Source organism: Ralstonia nicotianae (assembly GCF_018243235.1).
Classification (GTDB): Bacteria; Pseudomonadota; Gammaproteobacteria; order Burkholderiales; family Burkholderiaceae; genus Ralstonia; species Ralstonia nicotianae.
The window spans coordinates 1,502,952-1,528,821 of sequence record NZ_CP046674.1 but is presented as its reverse complement, the minus strand read 5'-3'; the positions used below and the strand labels follow the sequence as shown (position 1 = coordinate 1,528,821).

At 67.5% G+C, this 25,870-nt stretch carries 29 protein-coding genes; 13 read left to right on the top strand and 16 right to left on the bottom strand.

Going from position 1 to position 25,870, the window contains the following annotated elements; all coding sequences use genetic code 11:
• The first annotated feature begins 29 nt into the window (after positions 1 to 29).
• The 4 genes from GO999_RS07095 to murI all read left to right on the top strand — a co-directional run bounded on the left by GO999_RS07095 (position 30) and on the right by murI (position 4,178).
• On the top strand, positions 30 to 989 hold the full coding sequence (locus GO999_RS07095; RefSeq protein WP_316047667.1) for a DMT family transporter: 960 nt from the start codon (positions 30 to 32) through the stop codon (positions 987 to 989).
• Positions 990 to 1,072: 83 nt separating this feature from the next.
• Positions 1,073 to 1,612 carry a TIGR00645 family protein gene (locus GO999_RS07090; RefSeq protein ID WP_011001891.1) on the top strand — a complete coding sequence of 180 codons (540 nt, stop codon included), beginning with the start codon at positions 1,073 to 1,075 and terminating at the stop codon, positions 1,610 to 1,612.
• 179 nt (positions 1,613 to 1,791) lie between these two features.
• On the top strand, positions 1,792 to 3,315 hold the full coding sequence (locus GO999_RS07085) for a fumarate hydratase (protein WP_011001892.1): 1,524 nt from the start codon (positions 1,792 to 1,794) through the stop codon (positions 3,313 to 3,315).
• 20 nt (positions 3,316 to 3,335) lie between these two features.
• A complete protein-coding gene (gene murI, locus GO999_RS07080) occupies positions 3,336 to 4,178 on the top strand; it encodes a glutamate racemase (protein WP_071623784.1) in 843 nt (280 codons plus the stop codon).
• A gap of 120 nt (positions 4,179 to 4,298) precedes the next feature.
• Here the strand turns inward: murI and GO999_RS07075 are convergent, their stop codons facing one another.
• Positions 4,299 to 5,585 carry a dicarboxylate/amino acid:cation symporter gene (locus tag GO999_RS07075; RefSeq protein WP_011001894.1) on the bottom strand — a complete coding sequence of 429 codons (1,287 nt, stop codon included), beginning with the start codon at positions 5,583 to 5,585 and terminating at the stop codon, positions 4,299 to 4,301.
• Between the two features lie 462 nt (positions 5,586 to 6,047).
• Between GO999_RS07075 and GO999_RS07070 the strand changes: the two genes are divergently transcribed.
• Complete coding sequence (locus GO999_RS07070; protein ID WP_011001895.1) at positions 6,048 to 6,389, top strand: DHCW motif cupin fold protein; 342 nt, start codon at positions 6,048 to 6,050, stop codon at positions 6,387 to 6,389.
• Between the two features lie 45 nt (positions 6,390 to 6,434).
• Here GO999_RS07070 and GO999_RS07065 read toward each other — a convergent pair whose 3' ends face one another.
• The 3 genes from GO999_RS07065 to GO999_RS07055 form a co-directional block, all read right to left on the bottom strand.
• The gene (locus GO999_RS07065) at positions 6,435 to 7,394 is read right to left on the bottom strand and encodes an SRPBCC family protein (protein WP_016725285.1); all 960 of its coding nucleotides are present in this window, start codon (positions 7,392 to 7,394) and stop codon (positions 6,435 to 6,437) included.
• Complete coding sequence (locus tag GO999_RS07060; RefSeq protein WP_011001897.1) at positions 7,378 to 7,734, bottom strand: ArsR/SmtB family transcription factor; 357 nt, start codon at positions 7,732 to 7,734, stop codon at positions 7,378 to 7,380. The genes GO999_RS07065 and GO999_RS07060 overlap by 17 nt, the downstream gene beginning before the upstream one ends.
• A gap of 127 nt (positions 7,735 to 7,861) precedes the next feature.
• Positions 7,862 to 10,177 carry an AAA family ATPase gene (locus GO999_RS07055; protein WP_016725286.1) on the bottom strand — a complete coding sequence of 772 codons (2,316 nt, stop codon included), beginning with the start codon at positions 10,175 to 10,177 and terminating at the stop codon, positions 7,862 to 7,864.
• Positions 10,178 to 10,485: 308 nt separating this feature from the next.
• Between GO999_RS07055 and GO999_RS24940 the strand changes: the two genes are divergently transcribed.
• From GO999_RS24940 to hemP, 5 genes are all read left to right on the top strand, one after another.
• Complete coding sequence (locus GO999_RS24940; RefSeq protein ID WP_011001899.1) at positions 10,486 to 10,617, top strand: hypothetical protein; 132 nt, start codon at positions 10,486 to 10,488, stop codon at positions 10,615 to 10,617.
• A 70-nt stretch (positions 10,618 to 10,687) separates the two neighbouring features.
• Positions 10,688 to 11,353 carry an energy transducer TonB gene (locus tag GO999_RS07050; protein WP_011001900.1) on the top strand — a complete coding sequence of 222 codons (666 nt, stop codon included), beginning with the start codon at positions 10,688 to 10,690 and terminating at the stop codon, positions 11,351 to 11,353.
• A gap of 36 nt (positions 11,354 to 11,389) precedes the next feature.
• Positions 11,390 to 12,121, top strand: coding sequence for a MotA/TolQ/ExbB proton channel family protein (locus GO999_RS07045; RefSeq protein ID WP_011001901.1), 732 nt, complete (start codon positions 11,390 to 11,392; stop codon positions 12,119 to 12,121).
• A gap of 9 nt (positions 12,122 to 12,130) precedes the next feature.
• Positions 12,131 to 12,544: an ExbD/TolR family protein gene (locus GO999_RS07040; protein ID WP_011001902.1), complete on the top strand. Its 414-nt coding sequence runs from the start codon at positions 12,131 to 12,133 to the stop codon at positions 12,542 to 12,544.
• Between the two features lie 195 nt (positions 12,545 to 12,739).
• Positions 12,740 to 13,018 (top strand): hemin uptake protein HemP, encoded by a 279-nt coding sequence (gene hemP, locus GO999_RS07035; RefSeq protein ID WP_011001903.1) that lies wholly within the window; start codon positions 12,740 to 12,742, stop codon positions 13,016 to 13,018.
• 193 nt (positions 13,019 to 13,211) lie between these two features.
• On the opposite strand, the gene GO999_RS07030 is transcribed toward hemP, so the two are convergent.
• The 5 genes from GO999_RS07030 to GO999_RS07010 all read right to left on the bottom strand — a co-directional run bounded on the left by GO999_RS07030 (position 13,212) and on the right by GO999_RS07010 (position 16,132).
• Positions 13,212 to 13,625: a GlcG/HbpS family heme-binding protein gene (locus tag GO999_RS07030; RefSeq protein WP_011001904.1), complete on the bottom strand. Its 414-nt coding sequence runs from the start codon at positions 13,623 to 13,625 to the stop codon at positions 13,212 to 13,214.
• 27 nt (positions 13,626 to 13,652) lie between these two features.
• On the bottom strand, positions 13,653 to 14,450 hold the full coding sequence (locus GO999_RS07025; RefSeq protein WP_028853292.1) for a YdcF family protein: 798 nt from the start codon (positions 14,448 to 14,450) through the stop codon (positions 13,653 to 13,655).
• A gap of 210 nt (positions 14,451 to 14,660) precedes the next feature.
• Positions 14,661 to 14,981, bottom strand: coding sequence for a membrane protein (locus tag GO999_RS07020; protein ID WP_011001906.1), 321 nt, complete (start codon positions 14,979 to 14,981; stop codon positions 14,661 to 14,663).
• 143 nt (positions 14,982 to 15,124) lie between these two features.
• Complete coding sequence (locus GO999_RS07015) at positions 15,125 to 15,364, bottom strand: hypothetical protein (protein WP_011001907.1); 240 nt, start codon at positions 15,362 to 15,364, stop codon at positions 15,125 to 15,127.
• A 276-nt stretch (positions 15,365 to 15,640) separates the two neighbouring features.
• On the bottom strand, positions 15,641 to 16,132 hold the full coding sequence (locus GO999_RS07010) for a phasin family protein (RefSeq protein WP_019718616.1): 492 nt from the start codon (positions 16,130 to 16,132) through the stop codon (positions 15,641 to 15,643).
• A 422-nt stretch (positions 16,133 to 16,554) separates the two neighbouring features.
• On the opposite strand from GO999_RS07010, the gene GO999_RS07005 reads away from it, so the two are divergent.
• The 3 genes from GO999_RS07005 to nodJ all read left to right on the top strand — a co-directional run bounded on the left by GO999_RS07005 (position 16,555) and on the right by nodJ (position 18,721).
• Positions 16,555 to 16,755, top strand: coding sequence for a YMGG-like glycine zipper-containing protein (locus tag GO999_RS07005; protein ID WP_003264057.1), 201 nt, complete (start codon positions 16,555 to 16,557; stop codon positions 16,753 to 16,755).
• A gap of 185 nt (positions 16,756 to 16,940) precedes the next feature.
• A complete protein-coding gene (nodI, locus tag GO999_RS07000) occupies positions 16,941 to 17,876 on the top strand; it encodes a nodulation factor ABC transporter ATP-binding protein NodI (protein WP_509162587.1) in 936 nt (311 codons plus the stop codon).
• Between the two features lie 23 nt (positions 17,877 to 17,899).
• Positions 17,900 to 18,721 carry a nodulation factor ABC transporter permease subunit NodJ gene (nodJ, locus tag GO999_RS06995; RefSeq protein WP_020832236.1) on the top strand — a complete coding sequence of 274 codons (822 nt, stop codon included), beginning with the start codon at positions 17,900 to 17,902 and terminating at the stop codon, positions 18,719 to 18,721.
• 126 nt (positions 18,722 to 18,847) lie between these two features.
• Here nodJ and purF read toward each other — a convergent pair whose 3' ends face one another.
• From purF to GO999_RS06960, 7 genes are all read right to left on the bottom strand, one after another.
• Positions 18,848 to 20,383, bottom strand: coding sequence for an amidophosphoribosyltransferase (purF, locus tag GO999_RS06990; RefSeq protein ID WP_011001912.1), 1,536 nt, complete (start codon positions 20,381 to 20,383; stop codon positions 18,848 to 18,850).
• Positions 20,384 to 20,477: 94 nt separating this feature from the next.
• The gene (locus GO999_RS06985) at positions 20,478 to 20,975 is read right to left on the bottom strand and encodes a CvpA family protein (protein WP_011001913.1); all 498 of its coding nucleotides are present in this window, start codon (positions 20,973 to 20,975) and stop codon (positions 20,478 to 20,480) included.
• 72 nt (positions 20,976 to 21,047) lie between these two features.
• A complete protein-coding gene (locus GO999_RS06980) occupies positions 21,048 to 21,869 on the bottom strand; it encodes an SPOR domain-containing protein (RefSeq protein ID WP_011001914.1) in 822 nt (273 codons plus the stop codon).
• 86 nt (positions 21,870 to 21,955) lie between these two features.
• Positions 21,956 to 23,254 (bottom strand): bifunctional tetrahydrofolate synthase/dihydrofolate synthase, encoded by a 1,299-nt coding sequence (folC, locus tag GO999_RS06975; protein WP_011001915.1) that lies wholly within the window; start codon positions 23,252 to 23,254, stop codon positions 21,956 to 21,958.
• A gap of 81 nt (positions 23,255 to 23,335) precedes the next feature.
• Positions 23,336 to 24,208 (bottom strand): acetyl-CoA carboxylase, carboxyltransferase subunit beta, encoded by an 873-nt coding sequence (gene accD / locus GO999_RS06970; protein ID WP_011001916.1) that lies wholly within the window; start codon positions 24,206 to 24,208, stop codon positions 23,336 to 23,338.
• Between the two features lie 37 nt (positions 24,209 to 24,245).
• Positions 24,246 to 25,043: a tryptophan synthase subunit alpha gene (gene trpA / locus GO999_RS06965; RefSeq protein WP_011001917.1), complete on the bottom strand. Its 798-nt coding sequence runs from the start codon at positions 25,041 to 25,043 to the stop codon at positions 24,246 to 24,248.
• A 14-nt stretch (positions 25,044 to 25,057) separates the two neighbouring features.
• Positions 25,058 to 25,870 (bottom strand): DNA-methyltransferase, encoded by an 813-nt coding sequence (locus GO999_RS06960; RefSeq protein ID WP_011001918.1) that lies wholly within the window; start codon positions 25,868 to 25,870, stop codon positions 25,058 to 25,060.

Below are 25,870 nucleotides of genomic sequence, written 5' to 3'. Positions count from 1 at the left end.
CCGGCGCCGCTCTTCGTCGATCTTCCATCGTGCCCATCCACGCCCTCTTCCTCATTGCCGCCATGGCCCTGGTCGGCAGCAACGTCGGCTTCGGCAAATCCATCGTCGCCGTGATGCCGGTGATGCTGTTCGCCCTGCTGCGCTTCGTGATCGCCGTCGCCTGCATGGCGCCGTGGTACCGGCCATCGCGCATGCGGCGCGTGACGCGCGGCGAGTGGACCAACCTGTTCCTGCAGGCGCTCTTCGGCACCTTCGGCTTCACGCTGCTGATGCTCAATGGCGTGCGGCTGACCTCGGCGCTGGCCGCCGGCATCATCACCAGCACCATCCCGGCGACGGTCGCGCTGCTGTCGTGGCTGGTGCTGCGCGAGAAGCCCTCGGGGCGCACGCTGGTATCGGTGACGCTGGCGGTGGCGGGCGTGGCGCTGCTCAACGCCGATCGCGGCGGCGAATTCGCGGGCGCTGCCCCGGCCGATGCGGCCCGGGCCCTGCTGGGCAACGCGCTGGTGATGGGCGCGGTGCTGTGCGAATCGGTCTACGTGGTCCTGTCGCGCCGGCTGACGCAAACGTTGCCGGCCATCGAGATCTGCGCCTATACCCACCTGATCGGCGCGCTGCTGATGCTGCCGCTGGGGCTGGCGCCGCTGCTCACCTTCGACCTGCCGTCGGTGCCGCCGCACATCTGGGGCCTGGTCGTGTGGTATGCGCTGTCGGCCAGCCTCTTCTCGTTCTGGCTGTGGATGAAAGGCATCCGGCACGTGCCGGCGCATCTGGCCGGCGTGTTCACCTCGGTGCTGCCGATCGCGGCCGCCGCCTACGGCATCATCGCGCTGGGCGAGGCGCCGGGCTGGGCGCACGGCGCGGCGCTGGCCTGCGTGGTGGCGGGGATCCTGGTGGCGAGCTGGCCGGCCCGGCCGCGCCGGACGGTGCCGCGCGGGCGCATGCCCGATCCGCTGGACCCGCTCGACCCGTCGCTGGACCACGACTGACCATCGGCCCCGCCACAACCTCAGCCGCCCGACAGGCGCGCAACGTTAGAATCACGCGGTTTTCCCGTCCTATCCTTCCGAGCATGAAGTCGCCCATCGCCCCGCTCCGCCCGATTCCCCGCCTGATCTTCTTTTCGCGCTGGCTGCAGCTGCCGCTGTACCTGGGCCTGATCGTCGCCCAGGCCGCCTACGTCTACCTGTTCCTGGTCGAGGTCTGGCACCTGGTGGCCCACCTGGGCGAGCTGGACGAGACCAAGATCATGCTGGCCGTGCTGGGCCTGATCGACGTGGTGATGATCTCCAACCTGCTGATCATGGTGATCATCGGCGGCTACGACATCTTCGTCTCCAAGCTGGGCATCGAAGGACACGAGGACGAGCCGGAATGGCTCGATCACGTCAACGCCGGCGTGCTGAAGGTCAAGCTGTCGATGGCGCTGATCAGCATCTCGTCGATCCACCTGCTCAAGACCTTCATCGACGCCGCGCAGAAAGACACCCACACGATCCTGTGGCAGGTGACGATCCACGTGGCGTTCCTGATCTCGGCCCTGGTGATGGCCTGGGTGGACCGCCTCGTCTCGCACGCCATCCCGCAGGAAGCGGCCGCCCAAGCACACTGACGCGGCGCCCGCCGCCGGGCGATTCCGACCAATCCGCTCGGACAATCCGCCGCCGGCATTGCGTGTATGATTCCGGGCTGGTCTGAGCCGGCGGCGCCCTGCCGCCGGTACGCCGCGCAGGCCACTGCCGCTGCGGTTGCCGCACCCGGTTTCCCATTCCTACATCGTTGGTCCCCACCATGACCGTCATTCGTCAAGAAGACCTCATCCAGAGCGTCGCCGACTCCCTGCAGTACATCAGCTATTACCACCCGATGGACTACATCACTGCTCTGGGCCAGGCCTATGAGCAGGAGCAGAGCCCGGCCGCCAAGGATGCCATCGCGCAGATCCTGACCAACAGCCGCATGTGCGCCGAAGGCAAGCGCCCGATCTGCCAGGACACCGGCATCGTCACCGTGTTCCTGAAAGTCGGCATGAACGTGCGCTGGGACGGCGCCACGATGAGCCTGGAAGACATGGTCAACGAAGGCGTGCGCCGCGCCTATAACGACCAGGACAACAAGCTGCGCGCCAGCGTCCTGGCCGACCCGGCCGGCAAGCGCACCAACACGAAGGACAACACCCCGGCGGTGATCAACATGTCCATCGTGCCGGGCGACACAGTAGACGTGATCGTCGCGGCCAAGGGCGGCGGCTCCGAGGCCAAGTCCAAGTTCGTGATGCTCAACCCGTCCGACTCGATCGTCGACTGGGTGCTCAAGACGGTGCCGACCATGGGCGCCGGCTGGTGCCCGCCGGGCATGCTGGGCATCGGCATCGGCGGCACCGCCGAGAAGGCGATGCTGCTGGCCAAGGAAGCCCTGATGGAGCCGATCGACATCCAGGACCTGATCGCGCGCGGCCCGTCGAACCGCGCCGAAGAGCTGCGCATCGAGCTCTACGAAAAGGTCAACGCACTGGGTATCGGGGCCCAGGGCCTGGGCGGCCTCGCCACCGTGCTCGACGTGAAGATCAAGGACTACCCGACCCACGCCGCCAACCTGCCGGTGGCCATGATCCCGAACTGCGCGGCCACCCGCCACGCGCACTTCACGCTGGACGGCAGCGGCGTCGCCAAGCTCGAAGCGCCGGACCTGTCGCAATGGCCGAAGGTCGAGTGGGCGCCGAACACCGAAACCTCCAAGCGCGTTGATCTGAACGCGCTCACGCCGGAAGAAGTCGCCTCGTGGAAGCCGGGCCAGACCCTGCTGCTCAACGGCAAGATGCTCACGGGCCGCGACGCCGCGCACAAGCGCATCGCCGACATGCTGGCCCGCGGCGAACAGTTGCCGATCGACTTCACCAACCGCGTGATCTACTACGTCGGCCCGGTCGATCCGGTGCGCGACGAGGTGGTCGGTCCGGCCGGCCCCACCACGGCCACGCGCATGGACAAGTTCACCGAGACAATGCTCGCCAAGACCGGCCTGATCGCCATGGTCGGCAAGGCCGAGCGCGGTCCGGTCGCCATCGAGGCCATCCAGAAGCACAAGTCGGCCTACCTGATGGCCGTGGGCGGCGCGGCCTACCTTGTGTCCAAGGCCATCCGCGGCGCGAAGGTGCTGGCATTCGAAGACCTGGGCATGGAAGCCATCTACGAATTCGACGTGAAGGACATGCCCGTCACCGTGGCGGTCGACAGCGCGGGCACCTCGGTGCACAAGACCGGCCCGGCGGAATGGCAGGCCAAGATCGGCAAGATCCCGGTCGCCGCGGCGTGATCGGCTGACGCCATCCCGCCATGACGACACGCGCGCAGGCACCGGTCGGGGTCTTCGACTCCGGCCTCGGAGGGCTCTCCGTCCTGCGCGCGATCCGTGCCGAACTGCCGGCCGAATCCCTCCTCTACCTGGCGGATTCCCGCCATGCCCCGTACGGGGAAAAACCTCCTGAATTCATTGCCGGGCGTACGCTGCGCGTGTGCGAGTGGCTGGTCGGCCAGGGCTGCAAGGCACTGGTGATCGCCTGCAACACGGCCACGGCGCAGGCCGTGCACCTGCTGCGCGAGCAGCTCGCCGTGCCGGTGATCGGCGTCGAGCCGGGCCTGAAGCCGGCGGTGGCCACATCGCGCAGCCGCGTGGTCGGCGTGCTGGCGACGGAAAGCACGCTACGCAGCGACAAGTTCGCGCGCCTGCTGGGCAATGTCTCGGGGGATTGCCGCGTGCTGTGCCAGCCCGGCTACGGCCTCGTTCCGCTGATCGAGCGCGGCGACACGCACTCGCCCGCCGTGCTGGAGCTGCTGCGGGCCTACCTGCTGCCGATGCTCGAAGCCGGCGCCGACACGCTGGTGCTCGGCTGCACGCACTACCCGTTCCTGCAGGACGCCATCCGCGAGATCGCCGGCGACCGCCTCACGCTGATCGACACCGGACACGCCGTGGCGCGCCATCTCGGCCGCACGCTGGCCGCCGCGCACTTGCAGGCCACGGGGGCCGCCGCGTCCCCGCGCTTCCTGAGCACCGCGGACGTGCTGCCGCTGCAGGCCATGGTGGCCGCGCTGCTGGGCGAGGCGCCAATGGCACAGCGGATCGACATCGGCGACATCGGCGACACCGCCGTCCCGCCGCTCGCTTCGCACCAATAAGCAATCCGCAATAAAAACGGGCCCGCAGAAACCTGCGGGCCCGTCATGTCATGGCCTCGGTGGGAGCGCGGCTCCCTGGACCAGCGGACTGCGCCGCCGGTCCGAGGGCAAGGACGCGCCTTAGCCGGCGCTCGCGATATCCGCCTGCGCCGCGGCGGGCTGGACCGCTTCCGCCTCGACCTCGTCCTCACGCTCATACTTCGCCACCACGGCGGTGGCAATGCTGTTGCCGATCACGTTGGTGGCCGTGCGGCCCATGTCGAAGAACTGGTCGATGCCCAGGATCAGCAGCAGGCCCGCCTCGGGCAGATGGAACATCGGCAGCGTCGCGGCCACCACCACCAGCGACGCGCGCGCCACGCCGGCCATGCCCTTGCTGGTCAGCATCAGCACCAGCAGCAGGGTCAGCTGTTGCGTGAAGCCCATTTCGATGTTGTAGGCCTGTGCGATGAACAGCACGGCAAAGGCCTGGTACATCATCGAGCCGTCGAGGTTGAACGAGTAGCCCAGCGGCAGCACGAAGCTGGAGATGCGCTTGGGCACGCCAAAGCGATCCAGCGCCTCGATGGTCTTCGGATAGGCCGACTCGCTGCTGGCGGTCGCGAAGGCCAGCAGGATCGGCTCACGGATCAACGAGGCCAGGCGCCCGATGGAGCGGCCCAGCAGCAGGTAGCCCACCAGGAACAGGATCATCCACAGCAGCGCCAGGCCGAGGTAGAACTCGCCGATCAGCTTGCCGTACGTCCACAGCACGCCCACGCCTTCCACGGTGATGGCGGCGGCCATGGCGGCAAACACGCCCAGCGGCGCAAAGCGCATCACGTAGTCGGTGATGCGGAACATCAGCTTGGTCAGTTCCTCCAGCCCGCGCCCGACGACGGTCTCCATCGGCTTCTCGACGCTGGCCAGCGCCGCACCGAAGAACAGCGAGAACACCAGGATCTGCAGGATCTCGTTGTTCGCCATCGATTCCACGATGCTGCGCGGGAAGACGTGGGTGAAGAAGCCCTTGAGCGTGAAGTCGCCCGTCTTGAGCCCCACCGCCGCCGCCGTATCCGGCAGCGGCATGTTCAGCTGCATACCGGGCTGGAAGAAGTTGACCAGCACCATGCCCAGCGCCAGCGAGATCACGGACGCGGTGACGAACCACAGCATCGCGCGCAGGCCAATGCGGCCGACCGAGCGGCCGCCGCTCATGCTCGCCAGCCCCGTCACCAGGGTCGAGAAGACCAACGGCGCAATGATCATCTTGATCATGCGCAGGAAGATATCGGTCACGATACTGAAGTACGAGGCGAGCTCCTTGGCCGCCTGGGCGTCCTTCGCGTACTCGTGGCATCCCCAGCCGACCGCGATGCCAAGCAGCATCGCTACGCCGATATGGGTGGTCAGGCGTTTGGTGTTCATTCCCCCTCCTACGGGTGCTCGGGCCATGACTTCGACCCTTGGCTTTGATGGTGTCGCTGCGGATGGCGTCTGGCCTGCCGCTGCGCCCGAAAGCGCGAGCGGGTCAGCCTCTGCGTACCGGGAATCCGCCGTCCAGTTGCCTGGCCGCCATACTCCCCACTCCGTCACGATCTGACAAAAAGCGAGGATATTAGAGAAGCAGGGGCCTATTGTTATGTCGATGTTGCATAGCACCATGCAAATTTTGCATAGTTTTGCGCAAAAACCGTGTGTCCGCCCCGGATCGCCGCACCGCTGCTGGGGTGGTGGCGTACGACCGACATTGTGAAGACGGGCGACAGCGCGTGCCGCGCGGACGATGCGGGGCGCCTTGCCGCGCACAAGCGCTGCGGGCCATCCCGCGCCGCCGCACTGCTAGCATCGAGGTCCACCGCAATCCGCATTCAGCCAGGAGCCCGCTCCATGAAGATGGCCCCCTTCGCCTTCGGCACCACCGACTGGTCACGCATTGAACCCACCGAGCACAAGGGCGAGACCGGCATGGCGACCTGGCGCACATGCCACTTCGGCGCCGAGCCGGACCGCATCCGGGTGCGCATGGTCGAGTACACACCCGGTTACCTGGCCGATCATTGGTGCAAAAAGGGACACATCCTCTTCTGCATGGAAGGGGCGCTGGAGACCACCCTCGAAGACGGCCGCAAGTTTGTTCTCACCGCCGGCATGAGCTATCAGGTCGGCGACAACGCCGAAGCGCACCGGTCCTATACCCGGAGCGGCGCCCGGCTGTTCATCGTCGATTGAGCCGGCGCGGACCGGCCCCTTCCGGTTCACGGCCCACGGCCCGCGCTAGCCGTCCAGCGAACGCCCCAGCGCATCGAGCAGGAACTGCGTGCCGCGCTCGCGCGAGCCGGCATCGTCGTAACCGTCGAGATAAGCGCCCTGCTCGGTCATCACCAGCCGCGTTCCGGTGCCGGTCCCGGACGGCTTGAGCTCGATCGTGGCCAGCGAGACGGAAATCTTCCGCGCGTCCAGATGCATGGTGTATGCGTAGACGATGCGCTCGTCCGGCACCACGTCGTGGTAGACCGCCTCGAAGGTCGACACCACGCCGCTCTCCCATCGCCCCTTCACCAGCTCGCGCCCGCCGGGCCGGACGTCCATCTCCCGCACGAGCACCGTATAGCCGTTGCCGCCGGCAAACCACCTGGCCTTGGCGGCCGGATCGGTCAGCGCCTGGAACACCCGCTCGCGCGGCGCCGGGTACGTTCGCTCGATCGTGAAGCTCGCGTGCACGGCCGAGCGCTCCGCCGGTACCGACTCCGGCATCCGGGCGGCTTCGCGGGCCAGGCGATCCAGCGTCTGCTCCCAGCCCTGCGGGGCGCCCCGCAGCATGGCCTCGGCCACCGACGGCACCAGCACCGTGTAGCGCTGCGTGACCTCCAGCCGCGTCCCGCCCTGCGCGTCCGTGAAGGTGGCGACCGTGTGCGCATGAAACAGCGGCTTGCCCTGATCATCGACCGCGCTCATCTCGATCACCAGCCGGGCGTCGGGCACGATCTCCGTGTAGTGGCCGCGTGTCCAGTAGTCCTGCCCTTCCGGCGAGCGCATGCAGACGTTGAAGACCCCGCCGACCCGGAAATCGATCTCCGCCTGCGGCACGGAAAAGCCCGCCGGGCAAAACCAGCGCCGGATGTGCTCCGCCGATGTCCATGCCTTGAATACCCACGCGCGCGGGACCAGGAACGTCCGGGAGACCACCAGCGGCCGTGCCTGCAGGTCCGTCGCGTTTTCATTCGCCGTCGTCATGAGCTGCTCCTTCCTGTCCGAGGGTTGCCAGGTAGGCGCCAAGCCGGTCGAAGTGGTGTTCCCACTCGATGCGCCGCTGGTTGATCCATTGCTCCGCCAGGCTCAGCGCCTGCGGTTCGATCCGGCAGGTCCGCACGCGGCCGGTCTTCTCGGAGCGCACGAGGCCCGAATGCTCCAGCACCGCCAGGTGCTGCATCACGGCCGGCAGCGACATCCCCAGCGGCCGTGCGAGCTCGCTCACAGAGGCAGGGCCCCGGGTCAGCTGCGCGAGCATCGATCGCCGGGTCGCATCGGCGAGCGCCTGAAACGTCAGATCGAGCGAAGCGTCATGGTTAAGCATGTCCTTAAGTCTAGGAAGGCAAAACAGTTAAGCAAGTCCTTTATCTTCCGATTGCGCCGGCAATGAAAAACCCGCGCACCCTGTGGGAATGCGCGGGCAGTCACGTGCCGTCGCGGGTATCCGCCGGCTAACGCGGCACAAACCCCATCGAGCGCCGTTCGCGCAGCTCCGGCTTGATCGCGTGCTCCTGCCGCAACTGCGCCAGGAACGCCTCCGGATCGAGCGCCTCGCCCAGGAGCACCGCCTGCTGCTTGACGGTGGCGAAATCGCCGGGGGTCAGCACGTCGAGCGAGGCAAGCGCATCGCGCCACGCCGCGGTCATGGCGTCCGCATTGCCGCCCAGCGCCTCGGTGATGAACATCCGCTCGCGCTGCGCGCGCTCCAGCGGCCGGAAGCGGATCTTGAAGGCAAAGCGCCGCAGCGCCGCCTCGTCGATGCGGTCGAACAGATTGGTCGTGCAGACGAAGATGCCGTCAAAGCGCTCCATGCCCTGCAGCATCTCGTTGACTTCCGACACTTCGTAGTTGCGCACCGCACCCTGGCGGCTCTGCATGAAGCTGTCGGCCTCGTCGAGCAGCAGCAGCGCGCGCTCCTCCTCGGCCCGCGCGAACATCGCCGCGATCTGCTGCTCGGTCTCGCCGACGTACTTGCTCATCAGGTCGGAGGCGCGGCGGATCATCAGCGGTATGTCCAGCCGGCTGGCGATGTGCTCGGCCAGCACGGTCTTGCCGGTACCCGGCGGCCCGAAGAAGCACAGCGTGCCGCGCCGCCGCACGCGCAGGGCCTCGATCACGCGCTCGACCGGGAAGCGCGTCTCCAGGTTCAGGTAATCGAGCCGGTATTCCGTCACGACGCGATGGGCCTGCATCTCCGGGCGCATCCCCATGGCGTGGTCGGCATGGTCGAGCTGGCGCACGATCAACGACTCCGCGGACTCGGCCATGGCCGGCTGCGTCAGGCGCGCGAACCGCGCGGCGGAATCGATCTGCGCGGGCGTGAGCGTCTTGCGCGCCGCCAGCTTGGCCATGAAGGCATCGGAGACATCCAGCCCCTCCAGGTGCTTGCGGATGATGCTCTCGCGCACCATCGGCGGCGGCACCCTCAGCTCCAGGTGGAACTGGAAGCGGCGCAGGTAGGCCGGATCGATCTGGCGGATCGAGTTCGACACCCAGATCACGGGCACCGGATTCTGCTCCAGGGTCTGGTTGACCCACGCCTTGCCGTTGACCGAGCCGCGCGGCTCCTCGTGGCCGAACAGGCTCATCAGCTCGCGCGTCGGCCCCGGGAAGACATCCTCGACCTCGTCGAACAGCAGCACCGCGCGCGACCGGCCCCGCAGGAAGGCCTGCGACACCTGCAGCGAGCGATAACGGTCCTTGCCGGACAGGCTGTTGCCGTCCTTGTCCAGGCAGTCGACTTCGTACAGCTCGCAGCCGGCGTCGCGCGCCAGCACGCGCGCCAGCTCGGTCTTGCCCGTGCCCGGCGCACCGTAGAGCAGGATGTTGACGCCCATGGCGCGCTGGCGCGTGGCGCTCTCCAGCAGGGCCGCCAGGTAGCGCGCGTCGGTCTCGACGTGGGGGTAGTCCGCCTGGGTCAGCGTGGTCGGCGGGGCCGGCCGCGTGAACACGGCCATCATCTCGGCCTCGCAGGCATAGTCGCCCAGCAGCACGTGCAGCAGGCGATCGGAGATGCGCATCAGGTCGCCCAGGTCGGTCACGCTGTTCTCGGGCAGCGGCGGCTCGATCAACCCCAGCGTCTCCAGCCGCGACCCCGGCCGCAGCGAGGCCGCCACCTCGGCCGTGCTGGCCCCGGCCAGGCCCGCCAGCAGCTGGAAGGCCTCCTGGCTGTGCGCCACCTTGCAGTCGACCATCACCGCGCGCAGGTCGCGCTTGTACTTGACCAGCGACGCGAACAGCAGCAGCGCCCGCTCGTGCGGCGGCAGGCCCAGCACGCGCGCGAGCATGTCGATGTTGCCGACCAGCAGCACGCGCTCGCTCGCCAGCCGTTCGTTCAGCGCATCGCACGATGCGCCAAACACGGTGAACATGTCCTTGGCGTGATGCTTGACGTATTCGTCGAGGTAGTAGAACAGCGAGCCTTCATCGAAGGCGCTGCTCCATTGGCCGTGGCGGTCCATGAAGGTGGACAGGTCCAGCCGGCCGACGCTGCGCCAGCCCGGCATGTCGGCGCAGCGGGCGGCCAGAAAGCGCTGCAGCCGCTGAATGACCGTCACCGGCCAGATCAGCTCCGGCGCGCACACCGTCAGGATGTCGTTGATATTGGTGCGCAGGTTGAAGCGCAGGCCCATCGCGCACACCGTGCGCAGCGCAAACTGCGCGCACATGGAATCCAGCGACGACAGCAGCGCTTGCGGCTGCCTGCCGCCGGTGGGGACGAACGCGCCGTCATCGGCGTCGTCCAGGCTGAGGTTGACATCGTCCATGATCGCCCCCGTTCCCCGTTCACGGTTGGCCGGCCGGTCACCGTGTTCGAATGCATTCAATCCTAGCGCGTTTGAACGAACACCGTACCCCCGGTCCATCCCTGCCTCCGCAAGTTGCAGGCCAGCACCCGCGCTTCGGATAGGCCACCGCAGCCGGACACGCCCTGCCCTAGGCCATCCGGATACAGCCCCCACCCTACAAATGACGCGGCCATTCCCCGCAAATGGGAATCATTATCGTTTATACTCGACCCAATCGACGCGATAGGCTGAACCGTCACTGCTTCCCGTTGTCGCAACACTGTTGCATGAAGGTCGCCTACAATGTCTTCTCTTGCGGGCCTCGCGGCTTGGCCGCAACCACTCCTTGCGCCATGGAACTGCTCCTGAGTCTGATCATCAGCATCGGTGTTTCGCTGATCGTCTTCGGCAAGCGCTGAACGCGCGCGCCATGCCCCGGATGCCGGCCAACCGCTCACTCCCGATTCCGCTTTCGATTTCCCGCCGTTGATGATTCACCCTCGTACCCTCAAGATCCTCGTCGTGGTGCTGCTGATGCACGTGGGTGTGCTGACGCTGATCCAGCTCGGCCTGATCGCATCGCCGCTGCGCCAGGAACCACCACCCGAACTGCAGGTGAACATCATCCCGGACACGCCGCCGCAACCGGTGCGCCAGCCAGAACCGCCCAAGCCTGAGCCCGCCAAGCCCGCGCCGCCCAAGCAGGTGAACATCGTCAAGCCCGTGCCGCAACCCAAGCCGGCTCCGACGCCGGCACCGGCCTTGCCGCCCTCCGATACCGCACCCGTGGTGCCGGCCGCACCGCCCGCGCCTCCCGCCCCGCCGGTGGAGGCCGCACCCGCGCCGGCTCCGGCCCCGGTCCAGTCGGGCCCGATCAACGTCGGCATCAACGACATCCAGTGCAGCAACCCGCCGCTCGTCTACCCGACCATGTCGCAGAAGATGGGCGAGGAAGGCCGCACCCTCGTCAAGATCACCATCGGCCCCGAGGGCGACGTGGTCAACGCGCTGGTGGCCACCACCAGCGGCTCCGCGCGCCTGGACCGCGCCGCGCTCGAATCGGCCCGCAGCCTCCATTGCTCGCCATACAAGCAGAACGGCCGCGCCATGACCGTGGTGGCCAACAAGCCGTTCGTCTTCAAGCTCGACAATTAAACTGAACTTCGTCTTTCGCTAAGTAGGAAACCCATCATGCAGGAACTCGGTCTCTCCCATCTCTGGACACAGGGCGACATCGTCGCGCGCGGCACGGCCCTTCTGCTGCTGCTGATGTCGCTGGCCTCCTGGATCGTCATCCTCACCAAGGCGTGGGACCTGATCCGGCTCAAGTCGATGGCCCAGGGCGCCGAAAAGCGCTTCTGGCACTCCGATGACTTCGATCACGCCATGCACACGCTGGGCTCGCCCAAGGACAACCCGTTCTACGCGCTCGCGCAGACCGGTCGCGAGGCCGCCCAGCACCACCGCGCCAGCCATCCGCAACTGCACGACGTGATGGACATCTCCGACTGGATCACGCGCTCGCTCAAGAGTGCGATCGACGAATCCGTCGGCCAGATGCAGTCCGGCCTGGCGGTGCTGGCCTCGGTGGGTTCGACGGCTCCGTTCGTCGGGCTGTTCGGCACGGTGTGGGGCATCTATCACGCGCTGATCGGCATCGGCGCGGTGGGCGTGCCGACCATCGACAAGGTGGCCGGCCCGGTGGGCGAGTCGCTGATCATGACGGCCTTCGGCCTGGCCGTGGCGATTCCCGCCGTGCTCGGCTACAACGCGCTGACCCGCGGCAACAAATCGGTCATCGCCAAGCTCAACCGCTTCGCCCATGACCTGCACGCCTACTTCGTGACCGGCGCGCGCCTGCGTCCGGGCAACGCGCGCCAGGACGACGCGAGCGTGCGCCTGGCCTCGGTCAAGCCGCAATAAGGAACGGTCATGGCTTTCGGAACCTTCGACAACGATGACGAGGTGATGAGCGAGATCAACATGACGCCGCTGGTGGACGTCATGCTGGTGCTGCTGATCATCTTCATCATCACCATCCCGGTGATCAACCACGCCGTGAAGATCGACCTGCCGCGCGCGACCAACAAGCCCGACGACGCCAAGCCGCAGAGCGTCAATGTCGAGATCGACGCCAAGGGCCTGGTGTACTGGAACAACCAGCCGGTCGACGATGCCACGCTGGAGGCCGACATCGTGCAAGCCGCACGGCAGCAGCCCCAGCCCGAGATGCATCTGCGCGCGGATCGCAGCGTCCGCTACGAGCGCGTCGCCCAGGTGATGGCCGCCATCCAGCGCGGCGGCCTGGCGCGCATCGGCTTCGTGACCGAACCGATGCACAACTGACGCACCCGCCCCGCCATACGAGAACCCCCGCCACTGCGCGGGGGTTCGTCTTTTTGCGTACGCCGCAGACGGCGAGCCTCACGGCGTCAGCGTTTTGTCAGCACCGCACTTGTAATGATAACGATTCTCATTTAGAGTGACAGGTATTCGCTGGAACCTTGCCAGCCCATGCCTTCCGCCAGCCAGGACATCGCCATGAACACCGTTGAATCGCAGGACGCCGGCCGCACCGTCACCCGCCGCCGGCACATCATCGTGGCCCGCAAGCGGCCGGCTACCCTCGAGCACAGCCCCCTGGATGCCGAACCGGCTGCCGCGCCCAGCGTCAACGCCCCGGCCACCGTCGTGGGCGACGCCCGCATCATGACCTCGGAACAATTGTTCGGCGGCCAGAACGCTGTCGCCATCCGCCACAACGGCGCGCTTTACACGCTGCGCGTGACACGCTTCGGCAAGCTGATCCTGACCAAGTAACCGTATCGACTTTTGTGGGGACTGTCTCTCTCAGGAGACATTCGGCAGTAGCCAGCCATTGTCCATTCGCGTTCGCAGACATCCCAGACCCCGTCTGCCCGACAAGCGCCAGCCAAGCCGTTTCTTTCCCGCATCCTCCGAAAAAAAAGGGCGCCACGATGCGCCCTTTTCCTTGCCGGAGATGGATGTCCGTTCAGCAGATCACGTGCACGGCGGCGATGCCCGCCTTGGCGATCTGCACATCCTCCGCCGACTTCACGCCCGACACGCCCACTGCACCGGCGCACACGCCCTCCACCAGAATAGGCACGCCGCCCTCCAGCATGCCGTGCAGCAGCGGCACCGACAGGAACGAAGTCCGGCCATTGTTGATGATGTCTTCGTAGATCTTCGATTCACGACGGCCCAGCGCGGCCGTGCGCGCCTTCTCCGGCGCGATGTAGGCCGAGATGGACGCACAGCCGTCCATGCGGCGCAGGCCCAGCGGATGGCCACCGTCATCGACCACGGCGATCGTCACGGCCCATTGATGCGCGCGCGCTTCCTTCTCTGCGGCATCCAGGATCTTGTTGACGTCTTCCTGGGTCAGACAGGGCTTGGTTTTCATGGTTTTCTCCTTGGTCGTGTCATGCGATCAGCGAATGCCCTGACGGATGGACAACCACAACTGGCCCAGCGCTTCGCGCAAGGCGAAGCGGGTCAGCATCAGGCCATCCGTACGCGGCAGCAGCGAGAGTATGCCACCGGCGGGGCTCTCCTCCACCTCGCCACCCCAGCCGCACGGCGCCGGCGTGACGGTGAATCCTTGCCCTTCAAAGTATCGTCGCGCGCGCGCCATGTGCCAGTAATGCGTGACGAGGTAGATGCGCCGGATGCCCGCCGCGCGCAGCATCGGCGCGGAGAACGCGGCGTTTTCCTCGGTGGTGGCCGAGCGTGTCTCGATCCAGCGCGCATCCTGCCCCATGTCGGCGACAAGCCGGCGCATCAGCTCGGCCTCGGGCACGCCATTCCCCTCCGGCGCGCCTCCCGTCGCCAGCACCGGCAGGTGGGCAGCGCGCGCCAGCCGCGCCGCGTAGACCGTGCGCTCGAGCGACGGGCCGGACAGCGCGGTCGCGCCCTGCCCCGCATATTCACGCGCCGCCAGCTTGCGCGAACCACCCAGCAGCACCACCGCGCCCTCGCCCTGCGGCTGCAGCGCATCGAGGCGCAAGGGCGGCGCGGGATGCGTCCACGATGCCAGCAGCCGGCCGCACCACGGCGTCGCCGCCACCCAGGCCGCGATCAGCGCGATACCGAGCACCCGGCCCGCGGAGCGGCGCCAGCGCGGCACGCGCCAAGCCACCGTGCCCGCCAGCAGGGCCAGCACCAGCGGGCCGCCGGGCGGCAACAGCAGCGTGACGACAAGCGTGCTCAACAGCCAATGGGGATGCATCCGGTTTCGGTCCGTGGCGACAATGGCGCGCACCTTAGCACGCGCCCTCGCGTGGCCAGATGCCCAAATGGAGAGCCCGGGAATATGCCGGGCCTGATCGTGAAGCGCGATGGCCGCCCGCAGCCGCTGGAAGCCGTGCGGCATACCTGGGTTCCGGCCAAAGAAAAAGGCTCCCGAAGAAGCCTCTTTCCTGATGCAGCCGCCTGCGCGTCAGCGCCAATGTCCCCAGCGGTAGCCGTCATACCAGCGGTAGCGCGGCCCCCAGCGGTACCAGCCCGGGGCCACCACAACAGGCGGCGGGCCGTAGTAGACCGGTGCCGGCGCGTAATACACCGGCGGCGGAGGCGGTGCGTAGTAGACCGGCGGAGGCGGCGGGTAATACACCGGGGCCGGGGCCACGTACACCGGCGCAAACGGGACCCCGATGCCGATCCCGACGCTCACGCGCGCCGACGCTGCCTGCGGCACGGCCAGCACGGCCAATGCGGCGGCAGTTGCCATCAACAGCCCATTGCGTCGATTCATCTTCATCACCTGCGACTGGATTGGCCGGACACACCTGATTGATGCGTACCCAGGCACGATTGCGGTCTCTCTATTTTATGCAGGGCCCCAATCACAGGTGCTACGGCGAGGGCAAATTGGTAACAGGACGTAACGCCGGCGCAGGGCGGCTAAGCCGCCTTGGGCTTCGCGTCGAGCGCACCGTCCTCGATGATCCCTTCGGCATAGGCCCGTGCGGCTTCCAATGCACCACCGGCGGTGGGATACGCGCTGACCGAGTCGAGCACGGTGGTGAGCGGCAGCAGCGTCTCGCCCGTGCTGACGCGCGAGATCACCACTTCTGCACGCCACGTATCCGGCGAGATTTCATAGGCGGCCACTTCGATCTTGCAGTCGTCGTGGAACGTCATGCTTCCTCCGCATCGTGTGAAGCGCACGTCTGACCTCGCGCGTATCCGTGCGTCAACGCACGGACAGCCGGATCAGCAGCATGAATGCGGGAACGCCCGGCAGCCACGCGACGCGATCGGGCACGGTCTCCCTCCACACAGGGTGGGACATGCAGGAAGTGTAGGCGCCGGCGCCCGGCACGGGTATCGAAGCCCGCCCGCGCCGTCGTGTAGGACGGCGCCGAAACCCCTGTCGGCCCGGTGCCGACGATCCTCCCCCGGCTGGGGCAGCGCGGATCAGCGCGGCTCGGTACGCTGGCCCCCAACCTCTTCGATGACCAGTTCTTCCGCAACCTCCGCCGCGGCGACTTCCCAGCCGACCGCCGCCTTCATCAGACTCACCACCGCCTCCGAACCCGGCGGCGCACTGTCGACAAGGTTTTCCGTGACAGCGCCCCAATGGCGGCGCACCTCGTCGCCGTGACGCTGCAGCGCCTGGGCGATGCCGTTCTGCGTCTGCACGCCAATCTCCACCAGGTTGCGCGTATAGCCCGAGACCCGCTCGCCCGCCGGTTGCAGGTAGCGCACATGCGCGGTGAACCACTGGCCGGCATCCTGCGCGCCGGCAACCTCGTGCAGGCACTGTTCCGTCTCGCCGAGCCCGGCCTTCAGCGCCTGGAGATTGAGACCGATCACCCGATTGATGCCGTCGACCGCCTCCTTCGTCACAGCCAGCCAAGCTTCCAATTGGGCGCGATGCAAAAAGCCGAGTTGCTCGAGCGTCATCATGACTGTCTCTCCATGTCGTCGTTGCGAGATTGCGAACCGGTCGCCGCTGCCCGCCCGGACGCCGTCGCGGCCCGTCCATCCGCAACGGCCAGCAAGGCGCGGCGTTTCAGTGTAGCCCGCGCGATCGCCCCGTGGCGCGACCTCCTCCGTTTGCCCGACACCGGAGACGGACCGCTCCATCAGGCCGGCGGCGGCATGCGTCATGCACGGCGCGGCCGGCACACACGCCGCGGCACCGACGCACACACAAGGGCAACGTTTGCATGCGCGGCGGCCCTCGTGTCACCGGCGGCATGCGGTGCATGCGGCGGATAGGCGGCCGACATGTCGGAATCGGCTGACAACCTTTTCAGGCATCGCCGGCTGCACATCGCGCGCCGCAGCGCCTTGAATGGAAGTATGCGAACAACAAGGAGTTTGCTATGCGTGCCTTCGTATCCCTCATTCTGGCGGCCGCGCTCGCATCCGTCAGCGGATGCGCGGACATGACACCCAAGCAGCGCAATACCGCGCTCGGCGCAGCCGCAGGTGGCGTCGCCGGGGCTGCCATCTGGGGCGGTCCGGGCGCGACGCTGGGTGGCGCCGCACTGGGTGGCGTGATCGGTAACGTCGTCACAAAGTAGGTCGCCATACGCAGCCGCTGTGCGCTGCGGGATCGGGGCCAGGCAACGCTGCCTGGCCCTTTTTGTTGACTGAGCGCGCCGATTCCCTGCACGCGTCCCGGTCATACGCGGCTGCCGGAGCGGGCGCATAATCACCGTTTTGCAACGGAGGCCACTTGCGATACGAGCAACCGCCCGGCCCGGGCATCGGCAGCACGCCGATCCTCAGCGTCGAAGGACTGCGCAAGCGCTATGGCGAGCAGACGGTGGTCGACGGCCTGAGCTTTTCGGTCCGCCGCGGCCAGTGCTTCGGACTGCTCGGGCCCAACGGCGCAGGCAAGACCACCACGCTGCGCATGCTGCTCGGCATGACGATGCCCGATGCGGGCACCCTGCAGCTGTGCGGCGAGACCATCCCCGGACATGCGCACCGCGCGCGCATGCGCGTGGGCGTGGTGCCGCAGTTCGACAACCTCGACCCCGATTTCACCGTCTCGGAAAACCTGCAGATCTTCGGCCGCTACTTCGGCCTGCCTGCCGCGACCATCCGCAAGCGGATGCCGGGCCTGCTGGAATTCGCGCGGCTCGAGCAAAAGGCCGACGCGCCCGTGCGCGCCCTGTCGGGCGGGATGCGGCGGCGGCTGACGGTCGCGCGCTCGCTGATCAACGACCCCGATGTCCTGGTGATGGACGAGCCCACCACCGGGCTCGACCCGCAGGCGCGCCACCTGATCTGGGAACGCCTGCGCTCGCTGCTGGCCTCCGGCAAGACCATCCTGCTGACCACGCACTTCATGGAAGAGGCCGAGCGCCTCTGCGACGAACTGTGCGTGATCGACAACGGCCGCAAGATCGCCCAAGGCAAGCCGCACGAGCTGATCACCCATGAGATCGGCTGTGATGTCGTGGAGGTCTACGGTGACGACCTGCCCGCGCTGCGCACGCTGCTCGCCCCCCTGGCCGAGCGCGTCGAAGCCAGCGGCGAAACGCTGTTCTGCTACGCCCGCGATCCGCAGCCGCTGGTGGCCACCCTGCGCTCGCAGACCGAGACGCACGCCATGCCCGGCCTGCGCTACCTGCACCGCCCGGCCAACCTCGAAGATGTGTTCCTGCGCCTGACCGGCCGCGAGATGCGCGACTGAGCCGAAACGAACGCGAGACAATGATGCCCTCCGAAGCCACCCTCACCGCCCCGGCGCAGCAAGCGTATCCGCAGTCCCTGCTGCCGCTCAATTTCAGCAACTGGCGCTATGTCTGGCTGCGCAACTTCATGGTGTGGCGCAAGCTGGCAATCCCGTCGATGGCGGGCAACCTGGCCGACCCCATGATCTACCTGTTCGGCCTGGGCATGGGCCTCGGCTTGCTGGTCGGCCGCCTGGACGGCGTGTCGTACATCGCCTTTCTGGCAGCGGGCACGGTGGCCTCGAGCACGATGATGTCGGCGAGCTTCGAGGCGATGTATTCAGCGTTTTCGCGCATGCACGTGCAGCGCACCTGGGAGGCCATCCTCTACGCCCCGCTCACCCTCGGCGACGTGGTGCTCGGCGAGCTGCTGTGGGCAGCCAGCAAGTCGGTGCTGTCGGGCCTGGCGATCATGCTGGTGGCCGGCGTGCTGGGCTACGCATCGATGCCGCAGGCGCTGCTGGCGCTGCCGGTGGTCGTGCTGACCGGCTTCACCTTCGCCTGCCTGGCCATGAACATGACGGCGCTGGCGCCCAACTACGACTTCTTCATGTTCTACCAGACGCTGGTAATCACGCCGATGATGCTGCTCTCGGGCGTGTTCTTCCCGCTATCGCAGTTGCCGGCGCCGATCCGCGCCGTCACCAGCCTGCTGCCGCTGCCGCACGCGGTCGAGCTGATCCGCCCGCTGATGCTCGGCCGCACGCCGGACGACATCCTGCTGCACCTGGGCGTGCTCGTGCTCTATACCGTGGTCGCGCTGTGGTTGTGCCTGTGGCTGCTGCGCCGTCGCATGCTGAAGTGATGCCCTCGTCCGCCGCATGAAAAAAGCCCGTCACCAGGACGGGCTTTTTGCTGGAGACCAGTACACGAAAACAGCAGCGCACAGCCCATGGGCCGGGTGCGCCACCGTCCGCGAACCGCCCGCCCCTTACTCGTTGACGGCCGACGGCTGCAAGTGCAGCTGCGTGCGCGGATTGTCGTTCTGCGCGCTGTCGCGGGCAGCGCAGGCCGCCGCGCTGTTGCGCGACGCTTCCAGCCGGTCGAGATACGCTTCGTCGATATCGCCGGTCACGTAGTGGCCGTCGAAGCACGATGCCTCGAAATCGCGCAGCGCCGGGTTGACGTCGCGCACCGCGCGCTTCATGTCTTCCACGTCCTGGTAGACGAGCTGGTCGGCGCCGATGATCCGGGCGATCTCGTCGTGCGTGCGGCCGTGCGCGACCAGTTCGCTGCGCGTGGGCATGTCGATGCCGTACACGTTGGGGAACTTCACCGGCGGCGCCGCCGAGGCGAAGATCACCTTCTTCGCGCCCGCATCGCGCGCCATCTGCACGATCTCCGACGACGTGGTGCCGCGCACGATGGAATCGTCGACGATCAGCACGTTCTTGCCCTTGAACTCGATCGCCATGGCGTTCAGCTTCTGGCGCACCGATTTCTTGCGCACCGCCTGGCCCGGCATGATGAAGGTGCGGCCCACGTAGCGGTTCTTGAAGAAGCCTTCCCGGTACGGCACGCCCAGGCAGTTGGCGACCTGCATGGCCGCCGGCCGGCTCGAATCGGGGATCGGCATCACCACGTCGATCGGGTCGGTCACCTCGCGCTTGATCTTCTCGGCCAGGTAATCGCCCATGCGCAGGCGCGCGTCGTACACGGACGCGCCGTCCATGCGCGAGTCCGGCCGCGCCAGATAGACGTATTCGAAGATGCAGGGCGTCAGGACCGGATGATCCGCGCACTGCTTGGTGTGCAGCTGGCCTTCGAGGTCGACGAAGATGGCTTCGCCCGGCGCTACATCGCGCTCGAACTTGAAGCCGATGCCTTCCAGCGCCACCGATTCGGAGGCCACCATCCACTCGACGCCGTCCGGCGTTTCCTGGCTGCCCAGCGCCAGCGGACGGATGCCGAACGGGTCGCGCACGGCCAGCATGCCGTAGCCGGCGATCTGCGACACGATGGCGTACGAGCCGCGCACGCGGCGATGCATGCCGGCCACCGCCTTGAAGATGGCCTCGGGCGACAACGCGATGTCGTTGCTGGCGCGCTGCAGTTCGTCGGCCAGCACGTTGAGCAGCACTTCGGAGTCGGAGTGCGTGTTGATGTGGCGGCGGTCGCGCCGGAACATCTCTTCGCGCAGCTGCTCGGAGTTGGTCAGGTTGCCGTTGTGAGCCAGCACGATGCCGAACGGTGCGCTGACATAGAACGGCTGGGCCTCTTCCTCGCTGGCGGAGCCGGCGGTCGGATAGCGCACCTGGCCGATGCCGATGGTGCCCGGCAGGCCGCGCATGTTGCGCGTGCGGAACACGTCGCGCACCATGCCGTTGGCCTTGTGCATGTGGAAGGTGCTGCCGGCCGCGGTGGCAATGCCCGCCGCGTCCTGCCCCCGGTGCTGCAGCAGCAGCAGGCTGTCGTAGATCAGCTGATTGACGGGCGTGGCCGAAACCACCCCAACGATACCGCACATGTCGATCTCCAGCGAGAACGTATTGGTGGCGCCCACACCCGTTGCGGGCACCGAAAAAGCATGGACCGCCCGGCTCGTGGCCAGACGCTCCCCCTCAATAGTGAATGTATTTCGCGACGTCGGGCGGCAGCAGCGGCTTGGCGGCCCGTGCCGCCTCCTCCGCATACGGCCGCGTGAGCGCATCGCGCCAGAACGGCTGCTCGGGCACACTGGTGAAGCCCGCCACCGTCATCAGCACCAGGATGATCACGCCGCCGCGCGCCAGCCCGAACACCATGCCGAGGCCGCGATCGGCGGGCTTCAGCCCCGCGCTCTCCAGGACCGCCGACAGCAGCGCGCCCACCAGCGATGTCCCGATCACCGTCACTACGAACAGTAGGACGAATCCGAGAACCGTGCGTGCCACCGGTCCGCCCGGCAGCGACTCCGGCATCCAGCCCGCCGCCACGCCCGAGAAGGTATAGGCCACCCACGCCGCAAACAGCCACCCGGCCAGCGCCAGGATCTCGCGGATCAGTCCGCGAAACAGGCCCACCAGCGCCGACGCCACGACGATGAACAGAACGCCGTAATCAAAGAAAGTCGGTTGCATGAGGCGGCTGGGTTGGGCGGAAGACGGTGCAGCGGATCGGTCGGCCTGGCAAACGCGCATCGGGCCGCATGGTCACTGCTGCACCAGCTTGGGCGTCAGGCCCAGTTGCTCGGCGCGCTTCTGTGCCATCTCCGCCGAGGCGCGATCATTGAACGGGCCCGCGCGCAGCAAGGCCAGATCGCCCTTCTCGGGCACCTTCTTGTGCTCGATGTAGCCGGGAATCTTCTCGCCCTTGAGTTTGCTCAGCCAGTTGCGGGCGCGGTCTTCCGAAGCGAACGCGCCGATCAGCAGCAGGAATTTGCCGTCCTTGGCTTCGGCAGCCGGTGCAGCCTGGACGGACGCGGCAGGCTTCGCCTGCGGCTTGGTATCGGTTGCCGTCGCGCCGGCGGCGGCCTTGGGCGACGGCTTGGCGGCGGCCGGCGTGCTCGCCGCGGAGGTGCCGCCGGCGGAAGACACGACCTCTTCCCCCTGATCCAGCGCCTGCGCCTGCTGCGGGGCCGCCCCGTCGGCACGCGGCGCCGAGCGGCGGCTGGCCACCTTGGGTTCATCGGCCGACGCCTTGGCGCCGCGATCGACCGGCTGGTCCTGGATCTGGACCGCGACGCCGTCCGTCACCGGGCGCGGCTTGGCATCGAACACCAGCGGCAGCACCACCACGGCGGCCCCCACCAGCACGACCGCGCCGATCAGGCGCCGCCGCGCGCGCTGCTTTTGCGGCAGCTCGGGATCGAGACCGTCATCGACGTCATCATCGCGCCGCGCCGCGCGGCTGCGGGATGCCGAGGCGGCCCGCGACTCGCGCACCGCGTCGCGCGCTACATCGGCAGCGCTGCCGGCGGCGCCACGCGCGCTTTCGGCAGGCTTGCGGGAAGAGAAGATGGAAAACAGTCCCATGGATTGCGCCCGGGTTGGCTCTCTGACGATGCGAAACGAGGGGCTGCAGCACCGGCACCGGATCGCCCGGCGCTGCCTGGTCTTCGTTAGTGCGCGCGGGTCTTGCGCTCCGCCAGCACACCGGCAACGGTGAAGAACGATCCGAAGACGACGATTCTATCATCCTCGGTCGCCCGCTCCATGGCGTTGCGATAGGCGGTGGCGGGATCGCCATAGGTTGCGACGCTGGCCTCCTTGCCCGGGCTGAAGCCTGCATCCGCCAGGGCTTGCTCGAGTTGTGCCGCGCTCGCCGCGCGCGGCGTCGGCAGATCGGTCAGGCACCAGTGATCGACCTTGTCGAGCAGATGGCCCAGCACGCCCGCGATGTCCTTGTCCTGCATGGCGCCGAACACCGCGTAGGTGTAGCGGAAGAAGCCCATGTTCTCGAGATTCTGGCCCAGGGCCGCCGCGGCATGCGGATTGTGGGCCACATCCAGGATCACCGCCGGTCGGCCCGGCATCACCTGGAAGCGTCCCGGCAGCGCCACGCGCGATAGCCCGACGCGCACGTCCTGCGCGGTGATCGCCAGCCGGTCGCGCACCGAGTCCAGCGCAGCCAGCGCCGCCGACGCATTCAGCAGCTGGTTGGCCCCGCGCAGCGCCGGATAGCCCAGCGACGACCAGCGCCGGCCCCGCCCGCTCCAGCCCCACTGCTGCTTATCGCCCTGGAAGTTGAAATCGCGGCCGATCAGCCACAGGTCCGCGCCGATGGCCTCGGCGTGCCGGACCAGCGAGACCGGCGGCACCGGGTCGGAGCACACCGCCGGCACGCCCGGCCGGAAGATGCCGGCCTTCTCGAAGCCGATCGCCTCGCGCGTGTCGCCCAGGTAGGCCATGTGGTCGAGATCGACACTGGTGACGACGGCACAGTCGGGATCGATGATATTGACCGCATCCAGCCGGCCGCCCAGCCCCACCTCCAGGATCACCGCATCCAGCCCTGCCCCGGCAAACAGATGCATGATCGCCAGCGTGGTGAACTCGAAGTACGTCAGGCTGACGGGCTCGGCGAAGCTGCAGCGGGCGCGCTCGACCGCCTCGAAATGCGGCAGCAGCATCGCGTCGGTGGCGATCTCGCCATTGACGCGGGCGCGCTCGTTGAAGTCGATCAGGTGCGGCGATGTGTGGCAGCCGACCTTGTAGCCGGCCGCCATCAGGATGGCCTCCAGCATCGCGCAGGTCGAGCCCTTGCCGTTGGTGCCGCCCACGGTGAAGACGACCGGATCGAGCTTGAGCGCCAGCGCGTCGCGCACGCGGCTGATGCGCTCGAGCCCCATGTCGATGCCGACGGGGTGCGCGGTTTCCAGATGGGCCAGCCAGTCCGGCAGGTTATCGAAACAATGCATGCGGTGCGGTGTGCGATCGGATCGCGCAAAAAGAAGAAGCGCGGACTCTCGCCCGCGCTTCAGTTCACAGGGTGCGGGGCATCAGGCCAGCGCGTCGGCCGGCTGCTTCTGCAGCAGGGCAAGCAGCTCGGCGATTTCGCGGCGCATGCTGCGGCGGTCGATGATCATGTCGATGGCACCCTTCTGCAGCAGGAATTCGGCGCGCTGGAAGCCTTCCGGCAGCTTTTCGCGCACGGTCTGCTCGATCACGCGCGGGCCGGCGAAGCCGATCAGCGCGCGCGGCTCGGCGATCACCACGTCGCCCATGAAGGCGAAGCTGGCGGAAACGCCGCCCATGGTCGGATCGGTCAGCACGCTGATGAACGGCAGCTTGGCTTCGGCCAGCTTGTTGACCATGGCCGTGGTCTTGGCCATCTGCATCAGCGACAGCAGGCTTTCCTGCATGCGCGCGCCGCCCGTGGCTGACACGCAGATGAACGGCACCTTCTGCTCCAGCGCCGTCTGCGCGCCGCGCGTGAAGCGCTCGCCCACCACCGAGCCCATCGAGCCGCCCATGAATTCGAACTCGAAGCAGGCCACCACCACCGGCAGCGCGTGGATGGCGCCGCCCATCACGACCATGGCGTCGGTCTCGCCGGTGTCGTCCATGGCCGTCTTGATGCGGTCGGGATACTTCTTGGTGTCCTTGAACTTGAGCGCGTCGACCGGGAGGATCTCCTGTCCCAGCTCATAGCGGCCCTCGGCGTCCAGCAGCGCATCCAGGCGCGCGCGGGCGCCGATGCGCATGTGGTGTTCGCACTTGGGGCAGACGTGCAGGTTGGCTTCGACGTCGGTACGGTACAGCACCGACTCGCAGGCGGGGCATTTGATCCACAGGCCTTCCGGAATGCCCTTGCGTTGCGACGGATCGGTCTGTTGGATCTTGGGCGGAAGCAGTTTGTCCAGCCAGCTCATGCGTACTCCTTGAATGCGCTCGCGCGGGTCATGTGGCTCAGGCGTCGAGCGCCTGGCGGATGTCCGCGATGAAATCAGTCAGACATTGTACCGCTTGTTCGCGGGACGCCTCCTCCAGCAATTGCACAATGCGGGATCCGATCACCACCGCATCGGCCACGCCGCCGATCGCGCGCGCCGTCGCCGCATCGCGGATGCCGAAGCCGACCCCCACCGGCAGCCGCGCGTGCTGGCGGATCTGCGGGATGCGCGCGGCCACGCTGTCGAGGTCCAGCGTCGCCGCACCCGTCACGCCCTTGAGCGAGACGTAGTAGATGTAGCCACTCGCCACGCGGGCGATCTGCGCCATGCGCGCTTCGGTCGACGTGGGCGCCAGCAGGAAGATCGGGTCGATGCCCGCGGCCCGCATGGTCTTGGCGAACGCCTCGCACTCCTCGGGCGGATAGTCCACCACCAGCACGCCGTCCACGCCGGCTTCCGACGCGGCCTTGGCGAAGGCGTCGATGCCCATGCGCTCGATCGGGTTGGCGTAGCCCATCAGCACCACGGGCGTGGTCTTGTCGGTGGCGCGGAACGCACGCACGTAGTCCAGCACGGTGCGCAGGCCGATTTTCTTGGCGAGTGCGCGCTCCGACGCACGCTGGATGACCGGGCCGTCGGCCATCGGGTCGGAAAACGGCACGCCCAGTTCGATGACGTTGGCGCCGCCCTTGACCAGCGCATGCATCAGGTCGACGGTCAGCTCGGGATACGGGTCGCCCGCCGTGATGAACGGAATCAGGCCCTTGCGGCCCTGCGCGGACAATTGCGAAAAAGTTTGAGCAATGCGGGACATGGATTGAAGAGGTTTCAGGCGACCCTGACGGTGTCGGGCACCTGGGAATCAGTCGATTGGGGTCCAAGCGGCGTGACGGCGGCCACCCGCTCGCGCGCCACGCGGCAATACTCGGCGTTGATCTCGAAGCCGGCAAACCGGCGGCCCAACCGCGCGCAGGCCGCGGCGGTGGTACCGCTGCCCAGGAACGGGTCCAGCACCAGCCCGCCCGGCGGGCAGCTCGCCAGCACCATGCGCTCGACCAGTTCCAGCGGCTTCTGCGTCGGGTGCTCGGCGCGTTCGGGGTCCTGCCGGTGCAGGCGCGACACGCTCCACACGTCCTTCGGGTTGTAGCCGACCTCCAGCCACTTCTTGCCCTCGAAGCGCTTGCGGCTGCGGGCCTTCTTGGTCTCGGCGTCGTACGGGATGCGCACGGCGTCGACATCGAAGTAGTAGTCGCGCGAGGCGGCGAAAAAGCCGATGTTGTCGTGCACCGAAGAGAACTTGCGCGTGCTGCCGCCCATGCTGGGCACGCGGCGGTCCCAGATGATCTCGTTGATCATCGACAGGCGCCGCTTGAGCATCACGAACAGCTCCGGCGCGTACTGCCACGTGCAGAACAGGTAGAGCGAGCCGTTGCGCGCCAGCTTCGGCAACACCGCCTCGATCCAGCGTTCCGACCAGGCCAGGTAGGCCTCGCCCGACAGCTTGTCGGAGTCGTTGCCATAGTCCTTGCCCAGCCCGTACGGCGGATCGGCGATGACGAGGTCCACGCTGCCGTCGGCCAGGCGGCCGACACCGGCAATGCAGTCCTCGTTGAAGATGCCGTCGATGGCGCGCTTGGTCAT